Source organism: Citrobacter sp. CK194 (assembly GCF_030333395.1).
Lineage (GTDB): Bacteria > Pseudomonadota > Gammaproteobacteria > Enterobacterales > Enterobacteriaceae > Citrobacter_B > Citrobacter_B koseri.
In genome coordinates this window covers 379,991-403,636 of the sequence record NZ_JAOWGA010000015.1, presented here as the reverse complement: position 1 = coordinate 403,636, position 23,646 = coordinate 379,991, and the positions used below count along the sequence as shown (strand labels likewise).

At 55.2% G+C, this 23,646-nt stretch carries 22 protein-coding genes; 15 read left to right on the top strand and 7 right to left on the bottom strand.

The window, feature by feature from the left end:
• Positions 1-149: 149 nt before the first annotated feature.
• The 5 genes from OGX80_RS07345 to OGX80_RS07325 all read left to right on the top strand — a co-directional run bounded on the left by OGX80_RS07345 (position 150) and on the right by OGX80_RS07325 (position 5,535).
• Positions 150-1,865, top strand: a complete 1,716-nt coding sequence (locus OGX80_RS07345; protein ID WP_024130074.1) for a solute:sodium symporter family transporter — start codon at positions 150-152, stop codon at positions 1,863-1,865.
• Entirely contained in the window at positions 1,862-3,355 is a 1,494-nt protein-coding gene (locus OGX80_RS07340; protein WP_115180942.1) for a sulfatase-like hydrolase/transferase, read from the top strand. The genes OGX80_RS07345 and OGX80_RS07340 overlap by 4 nt, the downstream gene beginning before the upstream one ends.
• Before the next feature lie 371 nt (positions 3,356-3,726).
• The gene (locus OGX80_RS07335; RefSeq protein WP_012000784.1) at positions 3,727-4,074 is read left to right on the top strand and encodes a YidH family protein; all 348 of its coding nucleotides are present in this window, start codon (positions 3,727-3,729) and stop codon (positions 4,072-4,074) included.
• On the top strand, positions 4,064-4,426 hold the full coding sequence (locus tag OGX80_RS07330) for a DUF202 domain-containing protein (protein WP_012000783.1): 363 nt from the start codon (positions 4,064-4,066) through the stop codon (positions 4,424-4,426). The genes OGX80_RS07335 and OGX80_RS07330 overlap by 11 nt, the downstream gene beginning before the upstream one ends.
• Positions 4,423-5,535, top strand: a complete 1,113-nt coding sequence (locus OGX80_RS07325) for an anaerobic sulfatase maturase (RefSeq protein ID WP_181899079.1) — start codon at positions 4,423-4,425, stop codon at positions 5,533-5,535. Before OGX80_RS07330 ends, OGX80_RS07325 begins: the two co-directional genes overlap by 4 nt.
• A 12-nt stretch (positions 5,536-5,547) precedes the next feature.
• On the opposite strand, the gene dsdA is transcribed toward OGX80_RS07325, so the two are convergent.
• Entirely contained in the window at positions 5,548-6,876 is a 1,329-nt protein-coding gene (gene dsdA / locus OGX80_RS07320; RefSeq protein ID WP_012000781.1) for a D-serine ammonia-lyase, read from the bottom strand.
• A 17-nt stretch (positions 6,877-6,893) separates the two neighbouring features.
• A complete protein-coding gene (gene dsdX, locus OGX80_RS07315) occupies positions 6,894-8,231 on the bottom strand; it encodes a D-serine transporter DsdX (RefSeq protein ID WP_012000780.1) in 1,338 nt (445 codons plus the stop codon).
• A gap of 227 nt (positions 8,232-8,458) precedes the next feature.
• On the opposite strand from dsdX, the gene dsdC reads away from it, so the two are divergent.
• Both dsdC and OGX80_RS07305 read left to right on the top strand, forming a co-directional pair.
• A complete protein-coding gene (gene dsdC, locus OGX80_RS07310) occupies positions 8,459-9,385 on the top strand; it encodes a DNA-binding transcriptional regulator DsdC (RefSeq protein ID WP_024130072.1) in 927 nt (308 codons plus the stop codon).
• A gap of 89 nt (positions 9,386-9,474) precedes the next feature.
• Positions 9,475-10,536, top strand: coding sequence for a cellulase family glycosylhydrolase (locus OGX80_RS07305; protein ID WP_225622034.1), 1,062 nt, complete (start codon positions 9,475-9,477; stop codon positions 10,534-10,536).
• On the opposite strand, the gene emrD is transcribed toward OGX80_RS07305, so the two are convergent.
• The 3 genes from emrD to tisB form a co-directional block, all read right to left on the bottom strand.
• Positions 10,463-11,647 (bottom strand): multidrug efflux MFS transporter EmrD, encoded by a 1,185-nt coding sequence (gene emrD / locus OGX80_RS07300; RefSeq protein ID WP_115180944.1) that lies wholly within the window; start codon positions 11,645-11,647, stop codon positions 10,463-10,465. The two genes, OGX80_RS07305 and emrD, sit on opposite strands and share 74 nt — an antisense overlap.
• A gap of 246 nt (positions 11,648-11,893) precedes the next feature.
• A complete protein-coding gene (locus OGX80_RS07295; protein WP_012000775.1) occupies positions 11,894-12,727 on the bottom strand; it encodes an EamA family transporter in 834 nt (277 codons plus the stop codon).
• A 119-nt stretch (positions 12,728-12,846) separates the two neighbouring features.
• Positions 12,847-12,936, bottom strand: a complete 90-nt coding sequence (gene tisB, locus OGX80_RS07290; RefSeq protein WP_047460159.1) for a type I toxin-antitoxin system toxin TisB — start codon at positions 12,934-12,936, stop codon at positions 12,847-12,849.
• 530 nt (positions 12,937-13,466) lie between these two features.
• Here tisB and ivbL point away from each other — a divergent pair.
• From ivbL to uhpT, 8 genes are all read left to right on the top strand, one after another.
• Positions 13,467-13,565, top strand: coding sequence for an ilvB operon leader peptide IvbL (gene ivbL / locus OGX80_RS07285; protein WP_047460165.1), 99 nt, complete (start codon positions 13,467-13,469; stop codon positions 13,563-13,565).
• A 107-nt stretch (positions 13,566-13,672) separates the two neighbouring features.
• Positions 13,673-15,367, top strand: coding sequence for an acetolactate synthase large subunit (gene ilvB / locus OGX80_RS07280; RefSeq protein ID WP_233644194.1), 1,695 nt, complete (start codon positions 13,673-13,675; stop codon positions 15,365-15,367).
• 3 nt (positions 15,368-15,370) lie between these two features.
• On the top strand, positions 15,371-15,661 hold the full coding sequence (gene ilvN / locus OGX80_RS07275; RefSeq protein WP_012000771.1) for an acetolactate synthase small subunit: 291 nt from the start codon (positions 15,371-15,373) through the stop codon (positions 15,659-15,661).
• A 251-nt stretch (positions 15,662-15,912) separates the two neighbouring features.
• The gene (locus OGX80_RS07270) at positions 15,913-16,914 is read left to right on the top strand and encodes a glycosyltransferase family 52 protein (RefSeq protein WP_114848130.1); all 1,002 of its coding nucleotides are present in this window, start codon (positions 15,913-15,915) and stop codon (positions 16,912-16,914) included.
• Positions 16,915-17,081: 167 nt separating this feature from the next.
• Positions 17,082-17,672, top strand: coding sequence for a response regulator transcription factor UhpA (uhpA, locus tag OGX80_RS07265; RefSeq protein WP_024130070.1), 591 nt, complete (start codon positions 17,082-17,084; stop codon positions 17,670-17,672).
• A complete protein-coding gene (uhpB, locus tag OGX80_RS07260; RefSeq protein WP_115180946.1) occupies positions 17,672-19,174 on the top strand; it encodes a signal transduction histidine-protein kinase/phosphatase UhpB in 1,503 nt (500 codons plus the stop codon). Before uhpA ends, uhpB begins: the two co-directional genes overlap by 1 nt.
• A 9-nt stretch (positions 19,175-19,183) precedes the next feature.
• Positions 19,184-20,512, top strand: a complete 1,329-nt coding sequence (locus tag OGX80_RS07255; RefSeq protein WP_012000766.1) for an MFS transporter — start codon at positions 19,184-19,186, stop codon at positions 20,510-20,512.
• Positions 20,513-20,656: 144 nt separating this feature from the next.
• Positions 20,657-22,048 (top strand): hexose-6-phosphate:phosphate antiporter UhpT, encoded by a 1,392-nt coding sequence (gene uhpT, locus OGX80_RS07250; RefSeq protein WP_012000765.1) that lies wholly within the window; start codon positions 20,657-20,659, stop codon positions 22,046-22,048.
• Between the two features lie 43 nt (positions 22,049-22,091).
• On the opposite strand, the gene OGX80_RS07245 is transcribed toward uhpT, so the two are convergent.
• Both OGX80_RS07245 and OGX80_RS07240 read right to left on the bottom strand, forming a co-directional pair.
• Positions 22,092-22,706 carry a 2-dehydro-3-deoxy-6-phosphogalactonate aldolase gene (locus OGX80_RS07245; protein WP_012000764.1) on the bottom strand — a complete coding sequence of 205 codons (615 nt, stop codon included), beginning with the start codon at positions 22,704-22,706 and terminating at the stop codon, positions 22,092-22,094.
• Positions 22,693-23,595: a 2-dehydro-3-deoxygalactonokinase gene (locus OGX80_RS07240; RefSeq protein ID WP_049008034.1), complete on the bottom strand. Its 903-nt coding sequence runs from the start codon at positions 23,593-23,595 to the stop codon at positions 22,693-22,695. Before OGX80_RS07240 ends, OGX80_RS07245 begins: the two co-directional genes overlap by 14 nt.
• Positions 23,596-23,646: the final 51 nt, after the last annotated feature.

The following is a 23,646-nucleotide window of genomic DNA, read 5'->3' as shown; positions in this document are numbered from 1 at the left end:
AATGATGCCCACAACCTGAACATAACAGAAAGTGAATGCTTCAGGGAGGCGATGTTTGTAATTAAGAAATCTGACTGCCTGACCCGGCACGCTTTACCTCGTGTTGACCCTACCGCTGCCGGGACATAATGAAAAACAAGGGCTATGAGATGAATACGCTACAAATTTTGAGCTTTGTTGGTTTTACGCTACTGGTGGCGGTTATCACCTGGTGGAAGTTACGAAAAGCGGATACCGGTTCGCAGCAGGGATATTTTCTGGCGGGACGTTCGTTAAAAGCGCCGGTTATTGCCGCCTCGCTGATGTTAACTAACCTCTCAACGGAACAACTGGTGGGATTAACCGGCCAGGCTTACCGCAGCGGTATGTCGGTAATGGCATGGGAAGTCATCTCCGCAATTCCGCTTATTTTTCTGGCGCTGATCTTTCTGCCACGCTATCTGCAACGCGGCATTGCAACGATCCCGGATTTTATTGAAGAGCGCTATGACAAAACCACCCGCATCATTATTGATTGCTGTTTTTTGATTGCGACGGGAATCTGTTTTTTACCCATCATTCTGTATTCCGGCGCGCTTGCCTTTAACAGCATGTTTCATGTCACTGAAACCTTTGGTATTTCACAACATACGGCGATCTGGCTGATGGCTGTCGTACTGGGGATTAGCGGCATCCTGTATGCTGTCGTCGGCGGGATGCGGGCGATTGCCATTGCCGATGTGATTAACGGTATCGGCCTGGTGATTGGCGGCCTGATGGTGCCGCTGTTTGGTCTGATGGCGATGGGGAAAGGCAGTCTGAGCGAAGGTATTACGCGTTTAACCCAGGATCACAGCCAGATGCTGAACTCGATTGGCGGCAGCAACGACCCGGTGCCGATTGGCGCGGCGTTGACCGGGCTTATCCTGGTCAATACGTTCTACTGGTGCACCAACCAGGGGATCGTTCAGCGTACGCTGGCATCAAAAAGTTTATCGGAAGGGCAAAAAGGGGCGCTGCTTACGGCGGTGTTGAAGATGCTGGACCCGCTGATTCTGGTGCTGCCGGGCGTTATCGCTTTTCATCTCTTTCAGGATCTACCGAAAGCAGACATGGCCTACCCGGCGCTGGTGAACAAAGTGATGCCGCTGCCGCTGATTGGCTTTTTTAGCGCGGTGCTGTTTGGCGCGATTATCAGCGCATTCTGCGGTTTTTTGAACAGTGCTTCGACCCTGTTTAGCCTCGGTATCTATCGCCGACTGATTAATGAACAGGCCAGCCCCGATAAACTGGTCACTGTTGGTCGTCGCTTTGGCTTTATTGTGGCCGTGATCTCCGTACTGGTAGCGCCGTGGATCGCCTATGCGCCGCAAGGGCTCTACAGTTGGATGAAACAGCTCAACGGGATTTATAACGTGCCGTTGGTGACCATTGTTATTATGGGCTTCTTCTTCCCGCGTATTCCGGCGCTGGCCGCGAAGGTCGCAATGGGACTCGGTATTGTCAGTTACATCACCATCAACTACCTGGTGAAATTTGATTTTCATTTCCTCTATGTGCTGGCCTGCACCTTCTGTATCAACGTCGTGGTGATGCTGCTCATTGGCGTGATTAAGCCGCGTGCAACGCCGTTTAAATTTCATGATGCGTTTGCGGTCGACATGAAACCGTGGAAAAACGTGAAGATCGCCGCCGTTGGCGTCCTGTTCGCGATGATTGGCGTCTATTCTGGTCTGGCGCAGTTCGGTGGCTATCAGACCCGGTGGCTGACCATTCTCAGCTACGCCATCACCGCTGCGGTGGTTGTTTACCTGATTTACAGCTCATGGCAGACGCGCCATTCCGCGCCTGTGGTTTATGTTTCTGACGCTAAGGATAAAGCATGACCCGTCCGAATTTTCTGTTCATTATGACCGATACACAGGCGACCAATATGGTGGGCTGCTATAGCGGTAAGCCGCTGAACACGCAGCATATTGACAGCCTGGCCGCTGAAGGGATTCGCTTTAACTCCGCGTATACCTGCTCGCCGGTGTGTACGCCAGCCCGCGCGGGGCTTTTTACCGGTATTTATGCCAATCAGTCCGGCCCGTGGACGAACAACGTCGCGCCAGGGAAGAACATCTCCACGATGGGGCGTTATTTTAAGGATGCAGGCTATCACACCTGCTATATCGGTAAATGGCACCTCGACGGGCACGATTACTTTGGCACCGGCGAGTGCCCGCCTGAGTGGGATGCCGACTACTGGTATGACGGCGCGAACTACCTTTCTGAACTGACGGAGAATGAAATCAGCCTGTGGCGTAACGGACTGAACAGTATTGAGGATTTGCAGACCAATAATATTGATGAGACCTTTACCTGGGCGTATCGCATCAGCAACCGGGCGGTTGATTTTATCCATCAGCCAGCGAGAGATGACGAACCGTTTCTGATGGTGGTCTCTTATGATGAGCCGCATCATCCGTTTACCTGTCCGGTTGAGTATCTGGAGAAGTATCAGGATTTTTATTATGACCTGGGCGCGAAGGCGCAGGATTCGCTGAGCAATAAACCTGAGCACCATCGGCTATGGGCGCAGGCGATGCCGTCCCCGGTGGGCGATGATGGCTGTTATCATCATCCGCTCTACTTTGCCTGCAATGACTTTGTTGATGATCAGATTGGGCGGGTGATCAATGCGTTAACCCCGGAACAACGTGAGAATACCTGGGTGATTTATACCTCCGATCACGGTGAAATGATGGGGGCGCACAAACTCATCAGCAAAGGGGCGGCAATGTATGATGACATTACCCGCATCCCGCTGATTATGCGCCCGCCGCAGGGAGCGCCGCAGCAGATCGATACGCCGGTCAGCCATATTGACCTGCTGCCTACGATGATGGCGCTGGCGGGGATTGATAAGCCCGATATTCTTCCGGGTGAAAACATCCTGGCCGTTGAAGCGCCGCGCGGGGTGATGGTGGAGTTCAACCGCTATGAGATCGAGCATGACAGCTTTGGCGGCTTTATTCCGGTGCGCTGCTGGGTGACGGATAACTGGAAGCTGGTGCTGAACCTGTTTACCAGCGATGAGCTGTACGACAGGCGTAATGACCCGGATGAACTGCATAATCTGATTGCTGCGCCGGAATTTGCCGGTGTTCGCAGTCAGATGCACGACGCGCTGCTGGATTACATGGATAAAATCCGCGACCCGTTCCGCACGTATCAGTGGAGCCTGCGTCCGTGGCGTAAAGATGCCCGGCCGCGCTGGATGGGGGCATTCCGCCCACGCCCGCAAGACGGTTATTCTCCGGTGGTACGTGATTACGATACCGGTTTGCCCACGCAAGGCGTGAAAGTAGAAGAGAAAAAGCAGAAGTTTTGATGCGTTATGCCCGGTGGCGCTGCGCTTACCGGGCCTACAAAAGCGCAACACCGTAGGCCGGATAAGGCATTTACGCCGCCATCCGGCAATAATGATGCCCGGTGGCGCTGTGCTTACCGGGCCTACAAAAGCGCAATACCGTAGGCCGGATAAGGCGTTTACGCCGCCATCCGGCAATAATGATGCCCGGTGGCGCTGCGCTTACCGGGCCTACAAAAGCGCAATACCGTAGGCCGGATAAGGCGCTTACTCCTCCATCCGGCAATAATGATGCCCGGTGGCGCTGCGCTTACCGGGCCTACAAAAACGCAACACCGTAGGCCGGATAAGGCGTTTACGCCGCCATCCGGCAATAATTTAAAGGAGCCGTCATGAAGATTTCCCGCCTCGGAGAAGCTCCGGATTACCGCTTCTCGCTGGCAAATGAGCGTACCTTTCTGGCGTGGATTCGCACCGCGCTGGGGTTTCTGGCGGCGGGCGTCGGGCTTGACCAACTCGCGCCGGACTTCGCCACGCCGGTGATTCGCGAACTGCTGGCGCTGCTGCTGTGTCTCTTTGCGGGCGGCCTGGCGATTTATGGCTATCTGCGCTGGCTACGCAACGAAAAAGCGATGCGTCTGAAAGAAGACCTGCCGTACACCCATAGCCTGATGATAATCAGCCTGATGCTGATGATTGTTGCGGTGATTGTCATGGCGCTGGTGTTGTATGCCGGATAGCCGCAAAGCCCGCCGTCAGGTTGATCCCGGCCTACAGCCGGAGCGCACGTCGCTGGCCTGGTTTCGTACCCTGTTAGGTTATGGCGCATTGATGGCGCTGGCGCTGAAACATAACTGGCATCAGGCGGGGTTTCTGTTCTGGGTTTCTATTGGCGTGCTGGCGATTGTCGCGCTCATCCTCTGGCGCTATACCCGCAGCCGTAACCTGATGGATGTGGCGCACAGTGATTTTTCCGAATCTCGCGCCGTGCGTGACAAATTTTTGATCTCTCTCGCGGTGTTGTCCCTCGCAATACTGTTTGCTGTAACGCATATTCGTCAACTTATCGTCTTTATTAGGGATGTTGCATGACAGGATGTCAGGTCATGGCTAAACCGGCCAGCTCACGTTGTAACCTTGATTGCCATTACTGTTTTTATATCGATAAACCCTCTCAACCCGTTATGGATAACGCGACCTTAGAGGCTTTTATTTGCCAGCATATTGCCGCGCAGCCGGTTGATGATGTGCTGTTTGCCTGGCAGGGCGGAGAGCCGACGCTGTGTGGACTCGATTTTTTTCACCGCGTGGTCGCGTTGCAAAAACGCTATGGAGAGGGGAAACGCATCCAGAATACCTTCCAGACCAACGGCATTTTACTCAGTGACGAGTGGTGCCGATTCTTACGCGATAACGGCTGGCTGGTCGGTATCTCACTGGATGGCCCCGCCGATTTACATGATGCTTACCGCGTTAGCCGTAGTGGAAAACCAACGCATCATAAGGTGGTGGAAGCGATAGCAAGGCTGGTTGCCCATCGCGTGGACTTCAACCTGCTGGTGGTGGTGAATCGGCTGAACAGCCAGCAGCCTGCGCGTATGTATCGCTATCTTCGCCAGCTTGGCACGCCTTTTCTTCAGTTCATTCCGTTGGTTGAACGTGACGATAGCGGCAAACTGACCGCTGATTCCGTGACGTCGGAAGACTGGGGGCGTTTTCTCAACGATGTGTTTGATCTCTGGGTTCGGGAAGATATTGGGTGCGTTTTTGTGCAACTGTTTGATTCGATGCTGGGCGTGTGGAGCGGGCATCCGGCACAAATGTGCGCGCTTAGCGAAACCTGCGGTCACGCGTTCGCCCTGGAAGCAAACGGCGATCTCTATCAGTGCGATCACTATGTCTACCCGGCGTTCCGGCTGGGTAATATCCATCAAACGCCGCTACATATGCTGAATGCCAGCCCGCAGGCGAGTGAATTTGGACAGCAGAAAAAATCAACGCTGGGGGCGGATTGCCTGGACTGCGCCTTATTGCGATTCTGCAACGGTGATTGTCCAAAGCATCGGAATTTAAGCGGGAAAAGCGTGCTGTGCGGCGGGTATAAAGCGTTTATTAACCACACGTCGCCGCATATGCGCGTCATGCGGGATCTGATTAAACAGCATCGCTCACCGATGGAGCTGATGGCGATGCTGCGTTAAGGTCAGTGACGTTTAGCGCCCTTTCGCCAGGTACTGCGCCATCTCTTCTTCCGGCACCATACCGCCGCCGGTCGCCCACACCAGATGCGTGGCGTGATTAAGCTGCTCAGCGCTGAAGGCGTGCATCTGCTGGTAATCCGTCGAACGGCAAACACGCTGCGGCCCGGCCATTCCCGCCAGTGCGGACGGCTCCAGGCGAATGCCTTCTTCCTGCGCCAGCCAACCCAGCATGTCGTACATCGTCCGATCGTCGAGGGTGTACAGTCCGTCCAGCAGACGTTCCATTGCCCGCCCTACAAACCCGGATGCGCGCCCCACCGCCAGGCCGTCTGCCGCCGTCAGGTTATCGACGCCAATCTCCTGGACGGAAATGGCATCATGCAGACCGGTATACACGCCCAGTAACATGCACGGAGAGTGGGTTGGTTCGGCGAAGAAGCAGTGGACGTTGTCGCCAAATGCCAGTTTCAGACCAAAAGCCACGCCGCCAGGGCCGCCGCCAACGCCGCACGGCAGGTAGACAAACAGCGGATGGTCGGCATCCACCACGCGCCCCTGCTGCGCAAACTGAGCCTTCAGGCGCTGCCCGGCCACCGCATAGCCCAAAAACAGCGTGCGGGAGTTTTCATCGTCAATGAAGAAACAGTTTGGATCGGACTGTGCCGCTTTGCGTCCTTGCTCAACCGCTACGCCGTAATCCTCTTCGTATTCCACTACCGTTACGCCGTGGCTGCGCAGTTTGGCTTTCTTCCAGGCGCGGGCGTCGGCAGACATATGCACCGTCACCTTAAAGCCGATACAGGCGCTCATAATGCCAATCGACAGCCCCAGATTACCGGTTGAACCCACGGCAATGCTGTACTGGCTGAAGAACTGCCTGAACTCCGGTGAAAGCATTACGCTGTAGTCATCTTCGGTCGTCAGCAGACCCGCCTCCAGCGCCAGTTTTTCCGCGTGGGCCAGCACTTCATAAATCCCGCCACGGGCTTTTATCGAACCGGAAATCGGTAAGTGACTGTCTTTTTTCAGCAGAAGTTCGCCGCTGATTTTCTGTCCGTACTCTTTTTCCAGCCGCTGCTGCATTGCGGGGATGATCGCCAGTTCAGACTCAATAATCCCGCCGGTTGCGGCGGTTTCCGGGAAGGCTTTTGCCAGATACGGCGCGAAACGGGCCAGGCGGGCATGCGCATCCTGTACATCCTGCGCTGTCAGACCAACATAGGGTAAACCTTCCGCAAGAGAGGTGGTGCCTGGGTTAAACCAGGTCGTTTCTTTGAGGGCGATCAGATCCTCTACCAGAGGATACTGAGCGATGAGTGAAGTCATTTTAGCGTTTTCCATAATACGTCTCTTTGCGCTTAGATGATAAAGGAAAGCAGGAATGTGCCCGCCAGAGCAACAACCGACGCGATAAATGTCGCGGTTGTATAGTACTTAAATGTTTCATTCAGGGTGGCGCCGCAGTATTGCTTCACCAGCCAGAAGAGGGAATCGGTCACGATCGTGCAGCCAATCGCGCCGGAACCGATGGCAATGGCGATGATCTCCGGGCTGACGTTGGGGTAGAGCGGCAGCATCGGCGCGACAATCGCCGTCGCGCCCATCATCGCAACCGTTGCGGAACCCACTGCGGCGTGCAGAATCAGCGCCACCAGCCAGGCCAGCAGAATCGGGTGCATGTGCATATTGGAGAGGATCACCGCCAGCGTATCCGCCAGACCGCTGCTTTTGAGGATAGCGTTGAACGCGCCGCCTGCACCGATAATCAGCAGGATGTTAGCAATCGAGCCAAAGCCGTTTTCGGTATGGGTCAGCAACGTACCCATACCGATATGCTGACGCAGGCCGAGAATGTAATAGGCCACGAAAACGGCGATAAACATTGCGGTGATCGGGTTGCCGATAAACTCCAGCAGCGTATACAGCGTGCCGCCCTGCGTCATATTCAGTTCGGCAACGGTTTTTACCAGCATCAGGCCAATCGGCAGCAGGACGGTAAACAGCGTCGCGCGTAAAGAAGGCAGCGTATTTTCATCGCGCACTTCGAGATCCGCAAACTCCGCCGGCACCGGCTTAAACGGCAGGCGGTTGCCGAGGAACTTCAGGAATAGCGGCCCGCCGACCAGCGACGCCACCAGCCCAACCAGCAAACCGTAGACGATAACGGAACCGATATCCGCACCCAGCTTATTCGCCACAAACAGCGCAGCCGGATGCGGCGGCACCACGCAATGCACCGCCATTAGCGCGGTACACAGCGGAATAGCCAGCTTCAGCAGCGACGTGTTGGTTTTCTTCGCTATCGAAAATGCCAGTGGGATGAGCAGCACCACACCCACTTCCACAAACAGCGTGATGCCGCAAATCAGCCCCACCAGCACCATGATCACGTCAGCGGAAAGCCAGCGGCAACGCTGGAGCGTCAGGCCGATCCGTTCTGCCGCGCCGGACACTTCCATCATTTTGCCGAGAATGGTTCCGAGACCGATGACGGCGGCGAGGAAGCCTAACGTGCCGCCAATACCGCTTTCAATCGCATTGACCATCTCCAGCGGCCCCATGCCCATCATCGCGCCCACAAAGAAACTGGCCAGCAGCAGTGCCAGAAACGGGTGGAACCTGAATTTCACGATGGTCAGCACGATTAGCACGATGCTTACCAGCAGCGTGCTCACAACCCAAATTTGAGAGTGCATATCTCACCTTGCCCTGTGATTAACATAGGCGTATTGGACGAAAAAACGGCACTTGCTGACAAACGATATAAATTGCCCTTCGCATGAACCAGATTGAATCAAAAGGGTGATTTGCATCCAATAATGGGCTGTTTATGCGATATGGTTCACTTTGATTCATCTTTACGCTGATTTTCCAGGCGTATTTTTTTACACTGCAAAGCCAAAAAGAGGTCACAGAGGCGGCGATGGAACCCTTACGCGACGGCAGAAACCGTTTACTCAACGGCTGGCAATTATCAAAGCTGTACACCTTTGAAGTGGCGGCCAGGCATCAGTCTTTTGCGCTGGCGGCGGATGAGCTGTCGCTAAGTCCCAGCGCGGTCAGCCATCGAATCAATCAACTGGAAGAGGAGCTGGGGATTCAGCTCTTTGTCCGTTCGCACCGCAAAGTGGAACTCACCCATGAGGGCAAGCGGGTATTCTGGGCGTTGAAATCGTCGCTGGATACGCTGAATCAGGAAATCCTCGATATTAAAAATCAGGAGTTGTCAGGGACGCTGACCGTCTATTCGCGGCCTTCGATTGCTCAGTGCTGGCTGGTGCCTGCGCTGGGAGACTTTACTCGTCGCTATCCGTCCATCTCGCTGACCATGTTGACCGGTAATGACAACGTGAATCTCCAGCGGGCAGGGATTGATTTAGCGATCTATTTTGATGATGCGCCCTCGGCGCAGCTGACGCATCACTTCCTGATGGATGAGGCCATTCTGCCGGTGTGCAGCCCCGAATATGCCCGTCATCATGACTTAACGAATGCGCGGGTTAACCTGCGCCACTGTACGCTCCTGCATGACCGACAGGCATGGAGCAACGACTCCGGCACCGATGAATGGCACAGTTGGGCGCAGCATTTTGGCGTGAATCTGCCGACATCGTCGGGCATTGGCTTCGATCGTTCCGATTTAGCCGTTATTGCGGCAATGAACCATATCGGTGTGGCGATGGGGCGTAAACGGCTGGTGCAAAAGCGTCTTGATAGCGGCGAACTGATTGCGCCTTTCGGCGAGATGACGCTGAAATGCCACCAGCACTATTATGTGACCACGCTGCCTGGCAGACAGTGGCCGAAAATCGAGGCGTTTATCGGCTGGTTGCAGGAGCAGGCGACGTAGCGTTTGCCACGCGAAGATTTATTGCATGTAAAGCCAGAAAGCGTGCTAAATACGTGATATGACTCCTGATGATTTGCTTAAGGACAATCGTGTTAAAGCCGCTTGCTTCTCTCTTCCTGCTCGTCAGCGCCACGGTGTGCGCGGCTCAGCCGCCGTTGACCGCTTCGCGCTATGCGCAGCAGCTTGGTGTGGGGATGGACGTTGACTGGGCGCGCACCGAACGGGGTATCCGGGAGTTTGATCCTCTGGTGGTGCGTGATTTTCAGGCGAAGGGATTTAAGCATGTGCGCATACGCGTCGCGGGAGAGCCGACGGAAGCGCGACTCATCCACCTGCGAAAACTGGTGGAGGCGTGTGAGCAGTATGGCGTGATTCCGATCATTGCTTATCAGGCCGATGAGTATAAAAACGACCCCAGCCCCGGCAATGAACAAGAGGTGATCAACTGGTGGGTAGCCGTCGCGCACTATTTTGCGCAACGTTCGCCGCTGCTGGGGTTTGACCTGATTTATGAACCGGCGGAGAAACTCAACCACAGCCAGGCTTCCCTGAACCGGGTATATGACAAAACCATCCGCACCCTTCACGCGATTGACCCCCAACGCATGATTTTTGTCGCGCCTCGTCTGCGCGCCGCGCCGGAAGCGTTGTCGGCCCTAAAACTGCCCCCGCAAAGCCAGAATTACGTGCTGGCGGAGTGGCATATCTTTCCGTGGGGGCCGTTGAAAAATAACGGTAAATACCCGTGGACGTCGGGCACGGCGGCGGAGAAAGCGGCGATTCGCGCGCGAATTAACGCCGCCGTGCGCTGGCAGCAAAAAACCGGCCATGTCAGTTGGGTTGGCGGTTGGGCGCCGGGTGAATCAATCAAAAATAGCCCTTCCGCTTCGCAGCTCGCGTTTGCCCGGTTTATGGCGTGCGAGTTGCAAAGGGTGAATATTCCGTATGCGATTAACGCGGATACGCAGTTTTATGACGGAGAAGAAGGGGCGTGGCGTCCGGCGCTGGAGCCGCTCCTGACCACGATGATCTCGCCGGTATGTGAAAAGCCCGGCGGGAAACCGGGCCATCATTCGATTAAATCGTCTGCCCCTGATGCGGCACACGCGACGCCAGCGGCAGCCAGCACAGTAAAATCAGCAGCCCCATAAGCGTCATCAAAAAGCCGAGGCTACCCTGCCCGGTTTGCGGCAGCATCGCGGAGAGCCACGCCAGCACGCCGGAGCCGATGTTTTGCAGGCCGCCCACCAGCGCGCCAGCCGTTCCGGCGAGGAACGGGAAAGGTTCCATCGCGCCGCTGGTCGCCAGTGGGAACAGCATTCCGGCGCCGAAAAAGAACAGCGCGGCGGGGATCAGCAGCGTCCAGATGTTCATCACGCCAAACAGACCTGGGACCCACATCATGACGCCCGCCAACAGGCAACTGAATACCGACTGCCACATCAGCGTTGAGAAGCGCTTATTCGGGCGACCCGCAAACCATGCGCCGAAAAACGCCGCCGGAATTGGCAGAATAAACAGGATGCTCACCACCATGCTGCTCAGACCCAGTACCGCTCCCATCAGCACGCCGGAGCAGGCTTCAAAGACGGCGATTCCCGCCAGTCCGCCAATCAGCATCAGCAGATAACAGGTAAATGCGCCGTTGCCGAATAATGTTTTGTAGCTGGCGATCAGGCGGGTACGTGGTGCGCCTGTGGGGCGCGTCTCCGGCATCCAGCGCGCCATACTGAAGGTGACGCCTGCGCAGAGAACCAGCAGGAAAACGTAACAGGCGCGCCAGTTCCAGACGGTATCCAGCAGTCCGCCAATCAGCGGCGCCAGCAACGGACTCACCAGAATCCCCATATTCAGCAGGCTGTTAGCGTGGCGTAACTGCGTGCCTTCATACAGATCGCGCGGCAGCGTACGCGCCATCACGCCGCCGACGCCGGTGCCCATGCCCTGTAACGCGCTGGCGGCAATCAATACCGTCAGGCTGTGGGTAGTAATCGCGACCAGCGTAGCCAGCATAAAAATGGACATCCCGACGAGGATTACCGGGCGGCGCCCTACCCGATCGGAAAGCGGGCCGTAAAACAGTTGCGATACGCCGTAGGTGAGCAGGTAAGCGGCCATGACGCTTTGTACTGCCCCTTCACGAACGTTCAGTTCACGCGCCATATCGGCAATGGCGGGGATATAAATGGTTTGCGCCATCTGCCCGACGGCCACCAGTAATACCAACATCAACAACAAATTGACGCTTCTCTGCCTTTTCATTTCGCTGATTACTTTTTAAAAAAGAAAAAAATAAGAATAAGGTGCTACGCATTCCCATAAATGCGAGTGGAATCTACCACACTAAAAAAAGAAGGCCATATTCACGGCGGGAATAGCGCGGGAGCCGAACGGCAGGATATGTAAACAAAAAGCGGCAACAATTGTTGCCGAGAGATTATTTCACCGCAGTTTGATGGTGCCCGGCGGCTCCCGTAGGCCGGATAAGGCGTAGCCGCCATCCGGCAATCAGGATAAACGCAGTAATATCGCCCCGGCGGCAATCCCGCCAGCCGCGACCAACCGTAGCCCGGCGACTTTCTCATTGAGCAGCAGCCAGGCAATCAGCGCGCCGAACAGAATGGATGTTTCACGCAGTGCGGCCACCACGGCCAGCGGCGCCTGAGTCATCGCCCACAGCGCCAGCCCATAGGAACCCATCGTGCCGATACCGCCAAAAATGCCTTTCTTCCAGTGCTGCGCCAGATAGCGCGAGGCTTCCCGCCGCCGGGCAATCATCGCCCAGCCAAGCAGACAGGTGCCGTTCAACAAGAAGGTCCACAGCGTATAACCCAGCGCGGTTTCTGACACCCGCACGCCCGTACCGTCCACCAGCGTATAGCCAGCGATAAAGCAGGCGTTGATCAGCGCCAGCGTGATACCCCGCCGGGAGCGGGCGCGACCGTTACAGGCCATGCCGAGAATCGCCAGGCAAATTACCGCGATGCCGAGCCAGGCCATTGTGGAAAGGCTATCGCCAAGAAACAGGACGCTAATTATCGCCACCAGCAGCGGTGCGGTGCCGCGCATCAGGGGATAGGTCTGGCTCATATCCGAAACCTGATAGGTTTTGGCGACCAGCACGGTATAAACCACCTGTAAGGCGGTGGAGGCGGCTAAAAAAGGGATGCTGGCGGCGGGAAGGGGCGGGGCGAAGGGCAGACACGCCAGCGCCATCAACGCTGCGGAACCACTGACGCTGATTGCGGAGTAAAGTTTGTCATTTCCCGCCTTCACGATGGCGTTCCAGCTGGCATGCAGCAGCGCGGCGAACAGTAAAATGCAGAAAATGGAAAGGGTCATGGTTCAGGTATCGTCAGTGGTTGTCATAAAAACGTAACATATCGACGATGGACAAGCACCAGGCAGATGATGAAAGGGGAGCGGTTGCCCGCTCCCCTTCGGTGCGGCTTGAATCTGAATTACCGGAGGTATTTCAGAACGGCATCAAGCAGTTGCAGTGCAGCAACAATGAGTTTCAGGATAAGAATAGCGATATCCACGAGGCTCATACGCTCTCCTTCTGGTAAAAGGAGCACGGTGCTGACGTACCTCTCCGCCGCCTGTTGTCAGCACCTTTTGTTGACATAACACAGTGTGCTCACACGGGGGTTAAGGCGCTGACGGCACCACCCGTTTCAGCCAGGACTTTGTTGCGCCGGTTACGATGCGGCCCCCTATAACACATTGCGTACAGTGATATTATAGATAAATACTGTATGAATGAACAGTATTTTGTGGACGGATCGCGACTTCTGATCCATACTCAAATGCGTCAAAATTCGTGCCGAAATTGCGTGTTCTTCGCGGAACGCGTATACTTCTGATGTTGATATAACACAGTGTGCTTTGCGGCAACCAACCGCATAACGCTGATAAAAACCTCGCTCCGGCGGGGTTTTTTGTTTTGCAGGCCAGCGTCGGCATCTGGCAAAGCGTGATCGTCGACGCATTTTTGTGCAGATGAAAAATTTTCCGTTGTCATGCCTGAAAAGCTGTGCTTGTATAAAACCTGTTAATCCATAAACAGACAAGGTCCCTAATGAACCCTTCCATGCTGACTGCGACCCTACTAAAAACTGCGCAACCTGCCGCAGTGGTCGTCGTGCGTGTGGTGGTGGTCGTCGGCAATGCGCCGTAGGGACTGGAACAACACACGATTCCAAAACCCCGCCGGCGCAAACCGGGCGGGGTTTTTCGTTTAAGACACCTTCCCGGCAAGTCGGCCCAGAATAAAAGGACTGGAGCATGGCAAGTTCGGGCACAACATCAACATCCCCGCGTACGCGCTTTACGGGCGCAGAGTTTATCGTTCATTTTCTGGAACGTCAGGGCATTAACATCGTCACTGGCATTCCGGGCGGTTCGATTCTCCCCGTTTACGACGCCTTAAGCCAAAGTACGCAAATTCGCCACATCCTGGCGCGCCATGAACAGGGGGCGGGGTTTATCGCTCAGGGGATGGCGCGAACCGACGGTAAACCCGCGGTATGTATGGCCTGTAGCGGGCCGGGCGCGACTAACCTGGTCACCGCCATTGCCGACGCGCGTCTCGACTCCATTCCGTTGGTATGCATCACCGGTCAGGTTCCGGCCTCGATGATCGGCACCGATGCGTTTCAGGAAGTTGACACCTACGGCATCTCTATCCCCATCACAAAACATAACTATCTGGTCAGAGATATCAATGAGTTGCCACAGGTAATGTGCGATGCGTTTCGTCTTGCCCAGTCCGGGCGCCCTGGGCCGGTGTGGATAGACATTCCTAAGGATATACAGACGGCGGTGTTTGACATTGAAGCGTTGCCTGCTCCGGCTGAAAAAATGGCGACGCCGGAATTCAGCGCTGAGAGCATTCGTGATGCGGCGGCGATGATCAACGCCGCGAAGCGCCCGGTGCTGTATCTTGGCGGCGGCGTGATTAACGCGCCTGCGCGTGTGCGTGAACTGGCGGAAAAAGCCAGACTGCCCACCACTATGACTCTGATGGCGCTGGGCATACTGCCGAAGGCGCATCCGCTTTCTCTGGGGATGCTGGGCATGCATGGCGCGCGCAGCACAAACTATATTCTGCAAGAGGCGGATCTGCTGGTGGTTCTGGGGGCGCGTTTTGATGACCGGGCGATTGGCAAAACCGAACAATTCTGCCCGAATGCCAAAATCATCCATGTGGATATCGATCGCGCGGAACTGGGTAAAATTAAACAACCGCACGTTGCCATTCAGGCTGATGTTGATGACGTTCTGGCGCAGTTGATTCCGCACATTGAGGCTCAGCCACGCGAAGAGTGGCATCAACTGGTGGCGGATTTGCAGCGCGAGTTCCCGTACGCGATCCCTGAAGCCAGCGATCCGCTCAGCCATTACGGGCTGATTAATGCCGTTGCCGCCTGCGTGGATGACAGCGCGATTATCACGACCGATGTAGGCCAGCACCAGATGTGGGCCGCACAGGCTTATCCGCTCAACCGTCCGCGTCAGTGGCTGACTTCCGGCGGGCTGGGGACGATGGGTTTTGGCTTGCCTGCGGCGATTGGCGCGGCGCTGGCGAACCCGGACAAGAAAGTGTTGTGCTTCTCCGGCGACGGCAGCCTGATGATGAATATTCAGGAGATGGCGACCGCCAGCGAAAACCAACTGGATGTAAAAATTATCCTGATGAATAACGAAGCGTTGGGGCTGGTGCATCAGCAACAAAGCCTGTTCTACAAGCAGGGCGTGTTTGCTGCCACCTATCCGGGGATGATCAACTTTATGCAGATTGCTGCGGGTTTTGGTCTGGAAACCTGTGATTTAAATAATGAAGCCGATCCGCAAGCGGCGCTGCGGGAAATCATCAGCCGCCCAGGACCGGCGCTGATCCATGTACGTATTGATGCAGACGAAAAAGTTTATCCGATGGTGCCGCCGGGTGCGGCCAATACTGAGATGGTGGGGGAATAAACCATGCAGAAACAATCACATGAGAACGTTATCCTGGAACTCACCGTCCGTAACCACCCTGGCGTCATGACGCACGTTTGCGGGCTGTTCGCCCGTCGCGCTTTCAACGTGGAAGGGATTCTTTGTCTACCCATCCAGAGCAGCGACCAGAGCCGCATCTGGCTACTGGTCAACGACGATCAGCGTCTGGAGCAGATGATTAGTCAGATCGATAAACTGGAAGATGTGGTGAAAGTGGCGCGTAATCAGTCCGATCCGTCGATGTTTAATAAAATCTCGGTTTTCTTTGAGTAATAATGGCTATCTGAACAAGGGGAAACCCTTGTTCAGGTTAATTATTTGAGAGTGTTATATAACCATAAGTAATATTTTCGGACGTGACGTGTCTTTATTATCCGGTTTATGAACTGTCTTATTTGCAGTATAGAAAGTATCTTTTCGGACAAAGTGACCAATACTCGCCTGAGCGTCCGGGGCGCTTCTTTACGATGTCATATTGCAATGATATTATGCGCCGGGTTGCTGTGATTCAGAGCGAATAACTAATGGAAATCGTTGAGCATCTTTTTATTGTTTGCTCCCCGCTTCAGCTCAGAATTGTTTCTAAGATTAAAGCGAGGTATAGACACGCGCGTTTTCATATCATCTACCTTAAAACAAAGGTAGAGTTAAAGTCCTATATATATGAAACGGTTAATAATGAATTCTCTTCTGGCTTAGTCGCCAGTATGGATTATGGCTTTATTAACATGCTGAAAATCAATCGCTTTCTTTCTCATAAAACAATCCATTATGTCTATATGGCGAATATCAGCCATCTTTCAGTGCAATACATTCTAAAAATGTTGTCTGATGACGTTAAGATTAGAACGTTTGATGATGGCATTCTGAGTATCAACTCCGCAGGCTATCTTGATAAACAAATAAAACTACGAAAAGGCCCCGGTCGTAAGTTAACGCGAATGTGGCTTGGTCAGCATTATAATATCAGGGATATCGCGAAAAGAAGTGAGCTGCATTTCTCTATCGTAAAGCATAAAAGCAAAAGTAGAAATGTAGACTGCGATATTGTTTATATTGATGTTCTCTCAGAGGAGAAACAGCGCTTGCATACTGAGCGCAGTGCGCCTGTCTATGCCGGGGAGATCAATGTCTTTGTGGGCTCGAAATTTAAAGATATCCTTGATGTGAAAAATGATTCCAACCTTATTGCGTTGATTCATAAGATAGAGACGCTCGCAGCGCACTATCCTTCACTCCAGTACCTCAGGCACCCAAGAGAGTACAGCCAGCAGGTGTTTGGCATGACGGAAATTACGCTGAATGCCATTTCTGAAGATTATATTTGCCAGTTATCCTCGGCTTACCAGCGAGTGAATGTCTTTGGTTTTGCAAGCACTTGCCAGCTTAATGTGATGAAATTAGAGAATGTTTACATCACACTGCTCAAAACCACCCTGATCCGGCCCGATATTCGGGATTCCTTTGCGCTTTTTTCTGATAGCGACAAAGTGCGTATCTGCGACCTGGACTGTATGGAACCGTAACGGAGCCGTACGCCCGCCAGACGCATTGAATACTGCTCACGGCTTGAACAGCCATGCGCTTATCGTTAAGGTAAGCGCTTTGCTGGATGGCCGGCCTACAACGGCTCCCATCCGTAGGCCTGATAAGCGCAGCGCCATCAGGCACTTTCAAGTACCAGGACAGAACCATGATCACCATCGCCCTTATTGACGATCACCTTATCGTCCGCTCCGGCTTTGCGCAGCTGCTGGGGCTGGAACCTGATTTACAGGTTGTGGCCGAGTTTGGCTCGGGGCAGGAGGCGCTGGCGGGATTACCGGGGCGCGGCGTGCAGGTCTGCATCTGCGATATCTCCATGCCGGATATCTCCGGGCTGGAGTTATTAAGTCAGCTTCCTAAAGGGATGGCGACGATAATGCTGTCGGTACATGACAGTCCGGCGCTGGTGGAACAGGCGCTGAACGCCGGTGCGCGCGGTTTCCTTTCCAAGCGCTGTAGCCCTGACGAGCTGATTGCCGCGGTACACACGGTGGCGACGGGCGGCTGTTACCTGACGCCGGATATCGCCGTTAAACTGGCGGCCGGACGGCAGGACCCGCTGACCAGACGTGAACGCCAGGTGGCGGAAAAGCTGGCGCAGGGAATGGCGGTGAAAGAGATCGCCGCCGAGCTGGGGCTGTCGCCAAAAACGGTACACGTACATCGCGCCAATCTTCTGGAAAAGCTGGGCGTCAGCAACGATGTTGAACTGGCGCGCCGCATGTTTGATGGCTGGTGATGAAAACCATCCTCTCCCGGTTAATTACCGTTATCGCCTGCTTTTTTATCTTCTCCGCCGCGTGGTTTTGCCTGTGGAGCATCAGCCTGCACCTGGTTGAGCGCCCGGAGCTGGCGGTACTGCTGTTCCCGTTCGGTTTACGCCTGGGGCTGATGTTGCAGTGTCCGCGCAGCTACTGGCCGGTATTGCTGGGCGCGGAATGGCTGTTGGTCTGGTGGCTGGCGCAGGAAGTGGCGCTGGCGCATCTACCGCTTTTGATGATCGGAAGCCTGTTGACGCTGCTGCCTGTGGCATTAATCTCCCGCTATCGCCATCAGCGCGACTGGCGCACCCTGCTGTTACAGGGCGCGGCCTTGACGGCGGCGGCATTGTTACAGTCTCTGCCCTGGTTAGGCCAGGGGGAAGAGACGTTAAACGCGCTGCTGCTGACGCTTACCGGCGGGTTGACGCTGGCGCCCATCTGTCTGGTGTTCTGGCATTACCTGACCAGCACCACCTGGTTACCGCTCGGCCCGGCGCTGGTCTCGCAGCCGGTGAACTGGCGCGGGCGGCATCTGGTCTGGTATCTGCTGCTGTTCACTGTCAGCCTGTGGCTACAACTGGGTCTACCGGCTGAGCTGTCACGCTTTACGCCGTTCTGCCTTGCGCTGCCGATTATTGCGCTCGCCTGGCATTACGGCTGGCAAGGGGCGCTGATCGCGACGTTGATGAATGCCATCGCGCTGATTGCCAGCCAGACCTGGCACGATCATCCCGTTGATTTACTGCTTTCTCTGTTGGCGCAAAGCCTGACCGGGCTGCTGCTTGGCGCGGGGATTCAGCGCCTGCGCGAACTCAACCAGTCGCTGCAAAATGAGCTGGCGCGTAACCATCGTCTGGCGGAACGCCTGCTGGAAACGGAAGAGAGCGTGCGGCGCGACGTAGCGCGGGAACTGCACGACGACATCGGTCAGACCATCACCGCCATTCGCACTCAGGCGGGAATTGTACAGCGACTGGCGGTGGATAATGGCGGCGTAAAACAGAGCGGGGCGCACATTGAGCAACTGTCGCTGGGCGTGTATGACGCGGTGCGTCGCCTGCTGGGGCGCTTGCGTCCACGCCAGTTGGATGACCTGACGCTGGAACAGGCTATCCGTTCGCTGATGCGGGAAATGGAGCTGGAAAGTCGCGGCATCATCAGCCATATCGACTGGCGAATAGACGAGTCTGCGCTCAGCGAAAGCCAGCGGGTAACGCTGTTTCGCGTCTGTCAGGAAGGGCTGAACAACATTGTGAAACACGCTAATGCCAGCGCGGTTACGCTACAGGGCTGGCAGCAGGATGAGCGGCTGATGTTGGTGATTGAAGATGATGGCAGCGGCCTGCCGCCGGATTCCGGCCAGCAAGGCTTTGGTCTGACCGGGATGCGCGAGCGCGTGACGGCGCTTGGCGGCGTGCTGGCCATCTCCTGTACGCACGGCACGCGCGTTAGCGTGTCGTTGCCTCTGCGTTACATTTAAGGAGCGGCGATGCTGACGTTTCTGAAAGCTCCGGCAAATGCGCCGTTGATAACCGATAAACACGAAGTCGATGCGCGTTACCGCTACTGGCGGCGACAGATCTTACTTACCATCTGGCTTGGCTACGCGCTGTTCTATTTCACCCGTAAAAGTTTTAATGCCGCCGTGCCGGAGATCCTCGTCAGCGGTGTGCTGACCCGCAGTGATATCGGCCTGCTGGCGACGCTGTTTTACATCACCTATGGCCTGTCGAAGTTTGTCTCTGGCATCGTCAGCGACCGTTCCAACGCCCGTTATTTTATGGGCATTGGGCTGATCGCCACCGGCGTGGTGAATATCCTGTTCGGTTTCTCCACGTCGCTGTGGGCCTTTGCATTACTGTGGGCGTTGAATGCCTTCTTCCAGGGCTGGGGAGCGCCGGTGTGCGCCCGTCTGCTGACGTCCTGGTACTCGCGTAATGAGCGTGGCGGGTGGTGGGCTATCTGGAATACTGCGCATAACGTCGGTGGGGCGCTGATTCCGATCGTCATGGCTGCTGCCGCTCTGCATTACGGCTGGCGCGCCGGGATGATGATTGCCGGAACGCTGGCGATTATCGTCGGTATTTTTCTCTGCTGGCGGCTGCGCGACAGGCCACAGGCTATCGGTTTGCCAGCGGTCGGAGACTGGCGGCATGATGAGCTGGAAATCGCTCAGCAGCAGGAGGGCGCGGGGCTGACCCGCAAAGAGATCCTGACCAAATACGTGCTGTTGAATCCCTATATCTGGCTGCTCTCGCTGTGCTATGTGTTGGTGTACGTGGTACGCGCGGCGATCAACGACTGGGGCAACCTGTATATGTCGGAGACGCTGGGTGTCGATCTGGTCACCGCCAACACGGCGGTCACGATGTTCGAGCTGGGCGGGTTTATCGGCGCGCTGGTGGCGGGCTGGGGTTCAGATAAACTGTTCAACGGCAACCGTGGGCCAATGAACCTGATTTTCGCTGCCGGAATACTGCTCTCTGTCGGTTCGTTATGGCTGATGCCGTTCGCCAGTTACGTGATGCAGGCGGCGTGCTTCTTCACCACCGGCTTTTTTGTCTTTGGCCCACAGATGCTGATCGGCATGGCGGCTGCGGAATGTTCGCACAAAGAGGCGGCGGGGGCGGCAACCGGTTTTGTCGGTCTGTTTGCCTATCTTGGCGCATCGCTCTCCGGCTGGCCGCTGGCGCAGGTGATGGAAACCTGGCACTGGACCGGGTTCTTTGTGGTGATTGCCATTGCGGCGGGCATTTCCGCCTTGCTGCTGCTGCCGTTTTTGAACGCGCAGGCGCCGCGCGAGGCCAGCATTACGTGACGGACTTCACCTTTTTACCCCGAGTGGGGCAAAACTAAGAAATTTTCCCGGTTTCGCCTGGACGCTGTCTCAGGCTGGTTGGGCGACTGATTTTTACAATGCCTGCAATAAAGCAGGCTTAAAAAATCAGGAGATACCCGTCCCATGCTGAACTTCTTAAACCAGGTGCGTAAGCCGACCCTGGATCTGCCGCTCGATGTACGGCGCAAAATGTGGTTCAAACCGTTCATGCAGTCCTATCTGGTGGTCTTTATCGGCTACCTGACCATGTACCTGATCCGCAAAAACTTCAACATCGCCCAGAACGACATGATCTCCACCTACGGGCTGAGCATGACGCAACTGGGGATGATTGGTCTGGGCTTCTCGATCACCTATGGCGTAGGCAAAACGCTGGTTTCCTACTATGCCGACGGCAAAAACACCAAGCAGTTCCTGCCGTTTATGCTGATTCTTTCCGCTATCTGTATGCTGGGCTTCAGCGCCAGCATGGGGAGTGGTTCCGTTAGCCTGTTCCTGATGATCGCCTTCTACGCGCTGAGCGGTTTCTTCCAGAGTACCGGCGGGTCGTGCAGTTACTCCACCATCACCAAATGGACGCCCCGTCGTAAGCGCGGCACCTTCCTCGGCTTCTGGAATATCTCCCACAACCTCGGCGGCGCTGGCGCGGCAGGCGTGGCGCTGTTCGGCGCGAACTACCTGTTCGACGGCCATGTGATCGGCATGTTTATCTTCCCGTCGATCATCGCGCTGATTGTGGGCTTCATCGGCCTGCGCTTTGGCAGCGACTCCCCGGAATCTTATGGTCTTGGTAAGGCGGAAGAGTTATTCGGCGAAGAGATCAGCGAAGAGGACAAAGAGACCGAAGAAAATGAGATGACCAAGTGGCAGATCTTTGTGGAATACGTCCTGAAAAACAAAGTGATCTGGCTGCTGTGCTTCTCCAACATCTTCCTGTACGTGGTGCGTATTGGTATCGACCAGTGGTCTACCGTTTACGCATTCCAGGAACTGAAACTTTCTAAAGAAGTGGCGATTCAGGGCTTTACCCTGTTTGAAGTGGGCGCGCTGGTCGGCACGCTGCTGTGGGGCTGGCTGTCGGATCTGGCGAACGGTCGTCGCGCGCTGGTGGCCTGCGTTGCGCTGGCGCTGATTATCGCCACCCTCGGCGTTTACCAGCATGCCAGCAACCAGTACGTCTATCTGGCGTCCCTGTTCGCGCTCGGCTTCCTGGTGTTTGGCCCGCAGTTGCTGATCGGCGTGGCGGCAGTCGGCTTCGTTCCGAAAAAAGCGATCGGCGCGGCGGACGGCATTAAAGGCACCTTCGCTTACCTGATCGGCGACAGCTTCGCCAAGCTGGGGCTGGGGATGATTGCCGACGGTACGCCAGTCTTTGGTCTGACCGGCTGGGCGGGCACCTTCGCCGCGCTGGATGCCGCTGCCATTAGCTGCATCTGCCTGATGGCGATGGTCGCGGTGCTGGAAGAACGCAAAATTCGCCGCGAGAAAAAAATACAGCAACTGAAAGTCGCTTAAGTGTGTATTGGTAACGTTTTGCCCGGCCTGGCGCCGGGCTTTTTTATTGCTGCTTACAGGCGTTCCACGCCTCGATAAAGGCCTGGGCATTTTTTGCCGTCTGGTTTACGGTTTGTCCGGCGCGGTACAGATCGCTGCCTAATCCTGCGCCAATGCATCCTGCATTCAGATAGTCAGCCAGATTGTCGGGACGGATGCCACCGACGGCATAGAGTGGAATATGCGTCGGTAGAACGGCTTTTAATGCGCGGATGTATCCTGGCCCCAGTTCGCCTGCCGGGAAAATTTTTAATGCGCTGGCGCCGTGATGGATCGCGACAAACGCTTCGCTGGCGGTATGACAGCCGATACAGGTCGTCATTCCGGCATCTCGTGCCGCGTCAATAACTGACGGGTCGGTATTCGGCGTCAAAATAAACGAGCACTTGAATGCGGATAACAGGTTAACTTCGCTAACGGCGGTCACGGTTCCTGCGCCGATATGTATCGTCTGACCATAGTGTGCAACGGCTATGGCGATACTGGTTTGCCAGTCGGGGGAATTCAGCGGAATTTCTACGGTGGTAAAACCTGCTGTTGCGAGTACATCAATATGCGCCAGAACTTCATCGGGCGTTATACCTCGTAGTATTGCGACTAAAGGATTACGGATGTTCATGTAAAACACTCCTGATGCCGTTAATGAATGCTGTTTCACCGTTGAGGAGGCGACAGCGCTGGCCAAAAAGCTGGAATACGGTCTGGTAGCGGACGAGCAGCTCGTCGCTGCCGACCAGTACAATTTCTTCGTGTGCAGGGATTGCGTAATGTTGCAGCATTTGTGCGATTTCATGGCCGATCAGCAGACCGGATAAGGCATCAAAAAGCGCGTCCTGAGGAAGGATATGACTTAGTGTTCGTGCTCTGAGATCAAAGACGCCGCGAGAAAGGCAGTTTTCATGTTGACCACGTTTTGCGCCCGCTAAAAAAGCATCGACATTGTGCTGTTGTACCGTTGCGTGTTTTCCCACGATGGAGTGTCGGGTCAGCAGGTGGAAAAATTCGCCGGTCATGATGGTTTGAAAATCACGGACCGTATCGTTCTCCATGCGTACCCATTTACTGTGGGTGCCAGGGAAGGCATACCAGCTATTTTCTGATAACGCGCCAAGAAGCTGTGTTTCTTCACCGCGCATCACGTTACAGGTTTCAGATCCCGCTAACTGCAAACCAGGAATGATGAATACAGGGAGATGGCCCGCGTCATGAACTTGAGTGAGATGCTGCGACAGGGTTTGCAGGGAGACCGGACAGAGTAAATAGTGACTGTCTACCCAGCCAATATTGCTGCCAATCATGCCGCTCATGATAACCGTCGTATTATCTGCCAGAGTGTGTGGGCACTGTTCGAGCAATGTCAGCCAAATATCTTTGAACTGCCCTGCATGGTGATTGATCACCCCATCATGACTGGCGTGACGCCAGACACAGCTCCCCTTCTGGTAAACCCACAGGCGTAGGTTGCTGGAGCCCCAGTCGACGGCAATAAAGTTCTCTGAATTGAACATACTTCGTTCCTGATGCCATAAAAAATGGCCCGCGAGCGGGCCGGAGACGGG

Coding starts and splice junctions, on each gene's coding strand:
- ilvB (WP_233644194.1), top strand. CDS start 13,673: ATGGCAAGTTCGGGCACAACATCAACATCCCCGCGTACGCGCTTTACG.
- OGX80_RS07245 (WP_012000764.1), bottom strand. CDS start 22,706: ATGAACATCCGTAATCCTTTAGTCGCAATACTACGAGGTATAACGCCC.
- dsdX (WP_012000780.1), bottom strand. CDS start 8,231: ATGCACTCTCAAATTTGGGTTGTGAGCACGCTGCTGGTAAGCATCGTG.
- OGX80_RS07340 (WP_115180942.1), top strand. CDS start 1,862: ATGACCCGTCCGAATTTTCTGTTCATTATGACCGATACACAGGCGACC.
- OGX80_RS07330 (WP_012000783.1), top strand. CDS start 4,064: ATGCCGGATAGCCGCAAAGCCCGCCGTCAGGTTGATCCCGGCCTACAG.
- OGX80_RS07335 (WP_012000784.1), top strand. CDS start 3,727: ATGAAGATTTCCCGCCTCGGAGAAGCTCCGGATTACCGCTTCTCGCTG.
- uhpA (WP_024130070.1), top strand. CDS start 17,082: ATGATCACCATCGCCCTTATTGACGATCACCTTATCGTCCGCTCCGGC.
- OGX80_RS07295 (WP_012000775.1), bottom strand. CDS start 12,727: ATGACCCTTTCCATTTTCTGCATTTTACTGTTCGCCGCGCTGCTGCAT.
- emrD (WP_115180944.1), bottom strand. CDS start 11,647: ATGAAAAGGCAGAGAAGCGTCAATTTGTTGTTGATGTTGGTATTACTG.
- OGX80_RS07345 (WP_024130074.1), top strand. CDS start 150: ATGAATACGCTACAAATTTTGAGCTTTGTTGGTTTTACGCTACTGGTG.
- uhpB (WP_115180946.1), top strand. CDS start 17,672: ATGAAAACCATCCTCTCCCGGTTAATTACCGTTATCGCCTGCTTTTTT.
- dsdA (WP_012000781.1), bottom strand. CDS start 6,876: ATGGAAAACGCTAAAATGACTTCACTCATCGCTCAGTATCCTCTGGTA.
- ilvN (WP_012000771.1), top strand. CDS start 15,371: ATGCAGAAACAATCACATGAGAACGTTATCCTGGAACTCACCGTCCGT.
- uhpT (WP_012000765.1), top strand. CDS start 20,657: ATGCTGAACTTCTTAAACCAGGTGCGTAAGCCGACCCTGGATCTGCCG.
- tisB (WP_047460159.1), bottom strand. CDS start 12,936: ATGAGCCTCGTGGATATCGCTATTCTTATCCTGAAACTCATTGTTGCT.
- OGX80_RS07270 (WP_114848130.1), top strand. CDS start 15,913: ATGGAAATCGTTGAGCATCTTTTTATTGTTTGCTCCCCGCTTCAGCTC.
- OGX80_RS07240 (WP_049008034.1), bottom strand. CDS start 23,595: ATGTTCAATTCAGAGAACTTTATTGCCGTCGACTGGGGCTCCAGCAAC.
- dsdC (WP_024130072.1), top strand. CDS start 8,459: ATGGAACCCTTACGCGACGGCAGAAACCGTTTACTCAACGGCTGGCAA.
- ivbL (WP_047460165.1), top strand. CDS start 13,467: ATGAACCCTTCCATGCTGACTGCGACCCTACTAAAAACTGCGCAACCT.
- OGX80_RS07325 (WP_181899079.1), top strand. CDS start 4,423: ATGACAGGATGTCAGGTCATGGCTAAACCGGCCAGCTCACGTTGTAAC.
- OGX80_RS07255 (WP_012000766.1), top strand. CDS start 19,184: ATGCTGACGTTTCTGAAAGCTCCGGCAAATGCGCCGTTGATAACCGAT.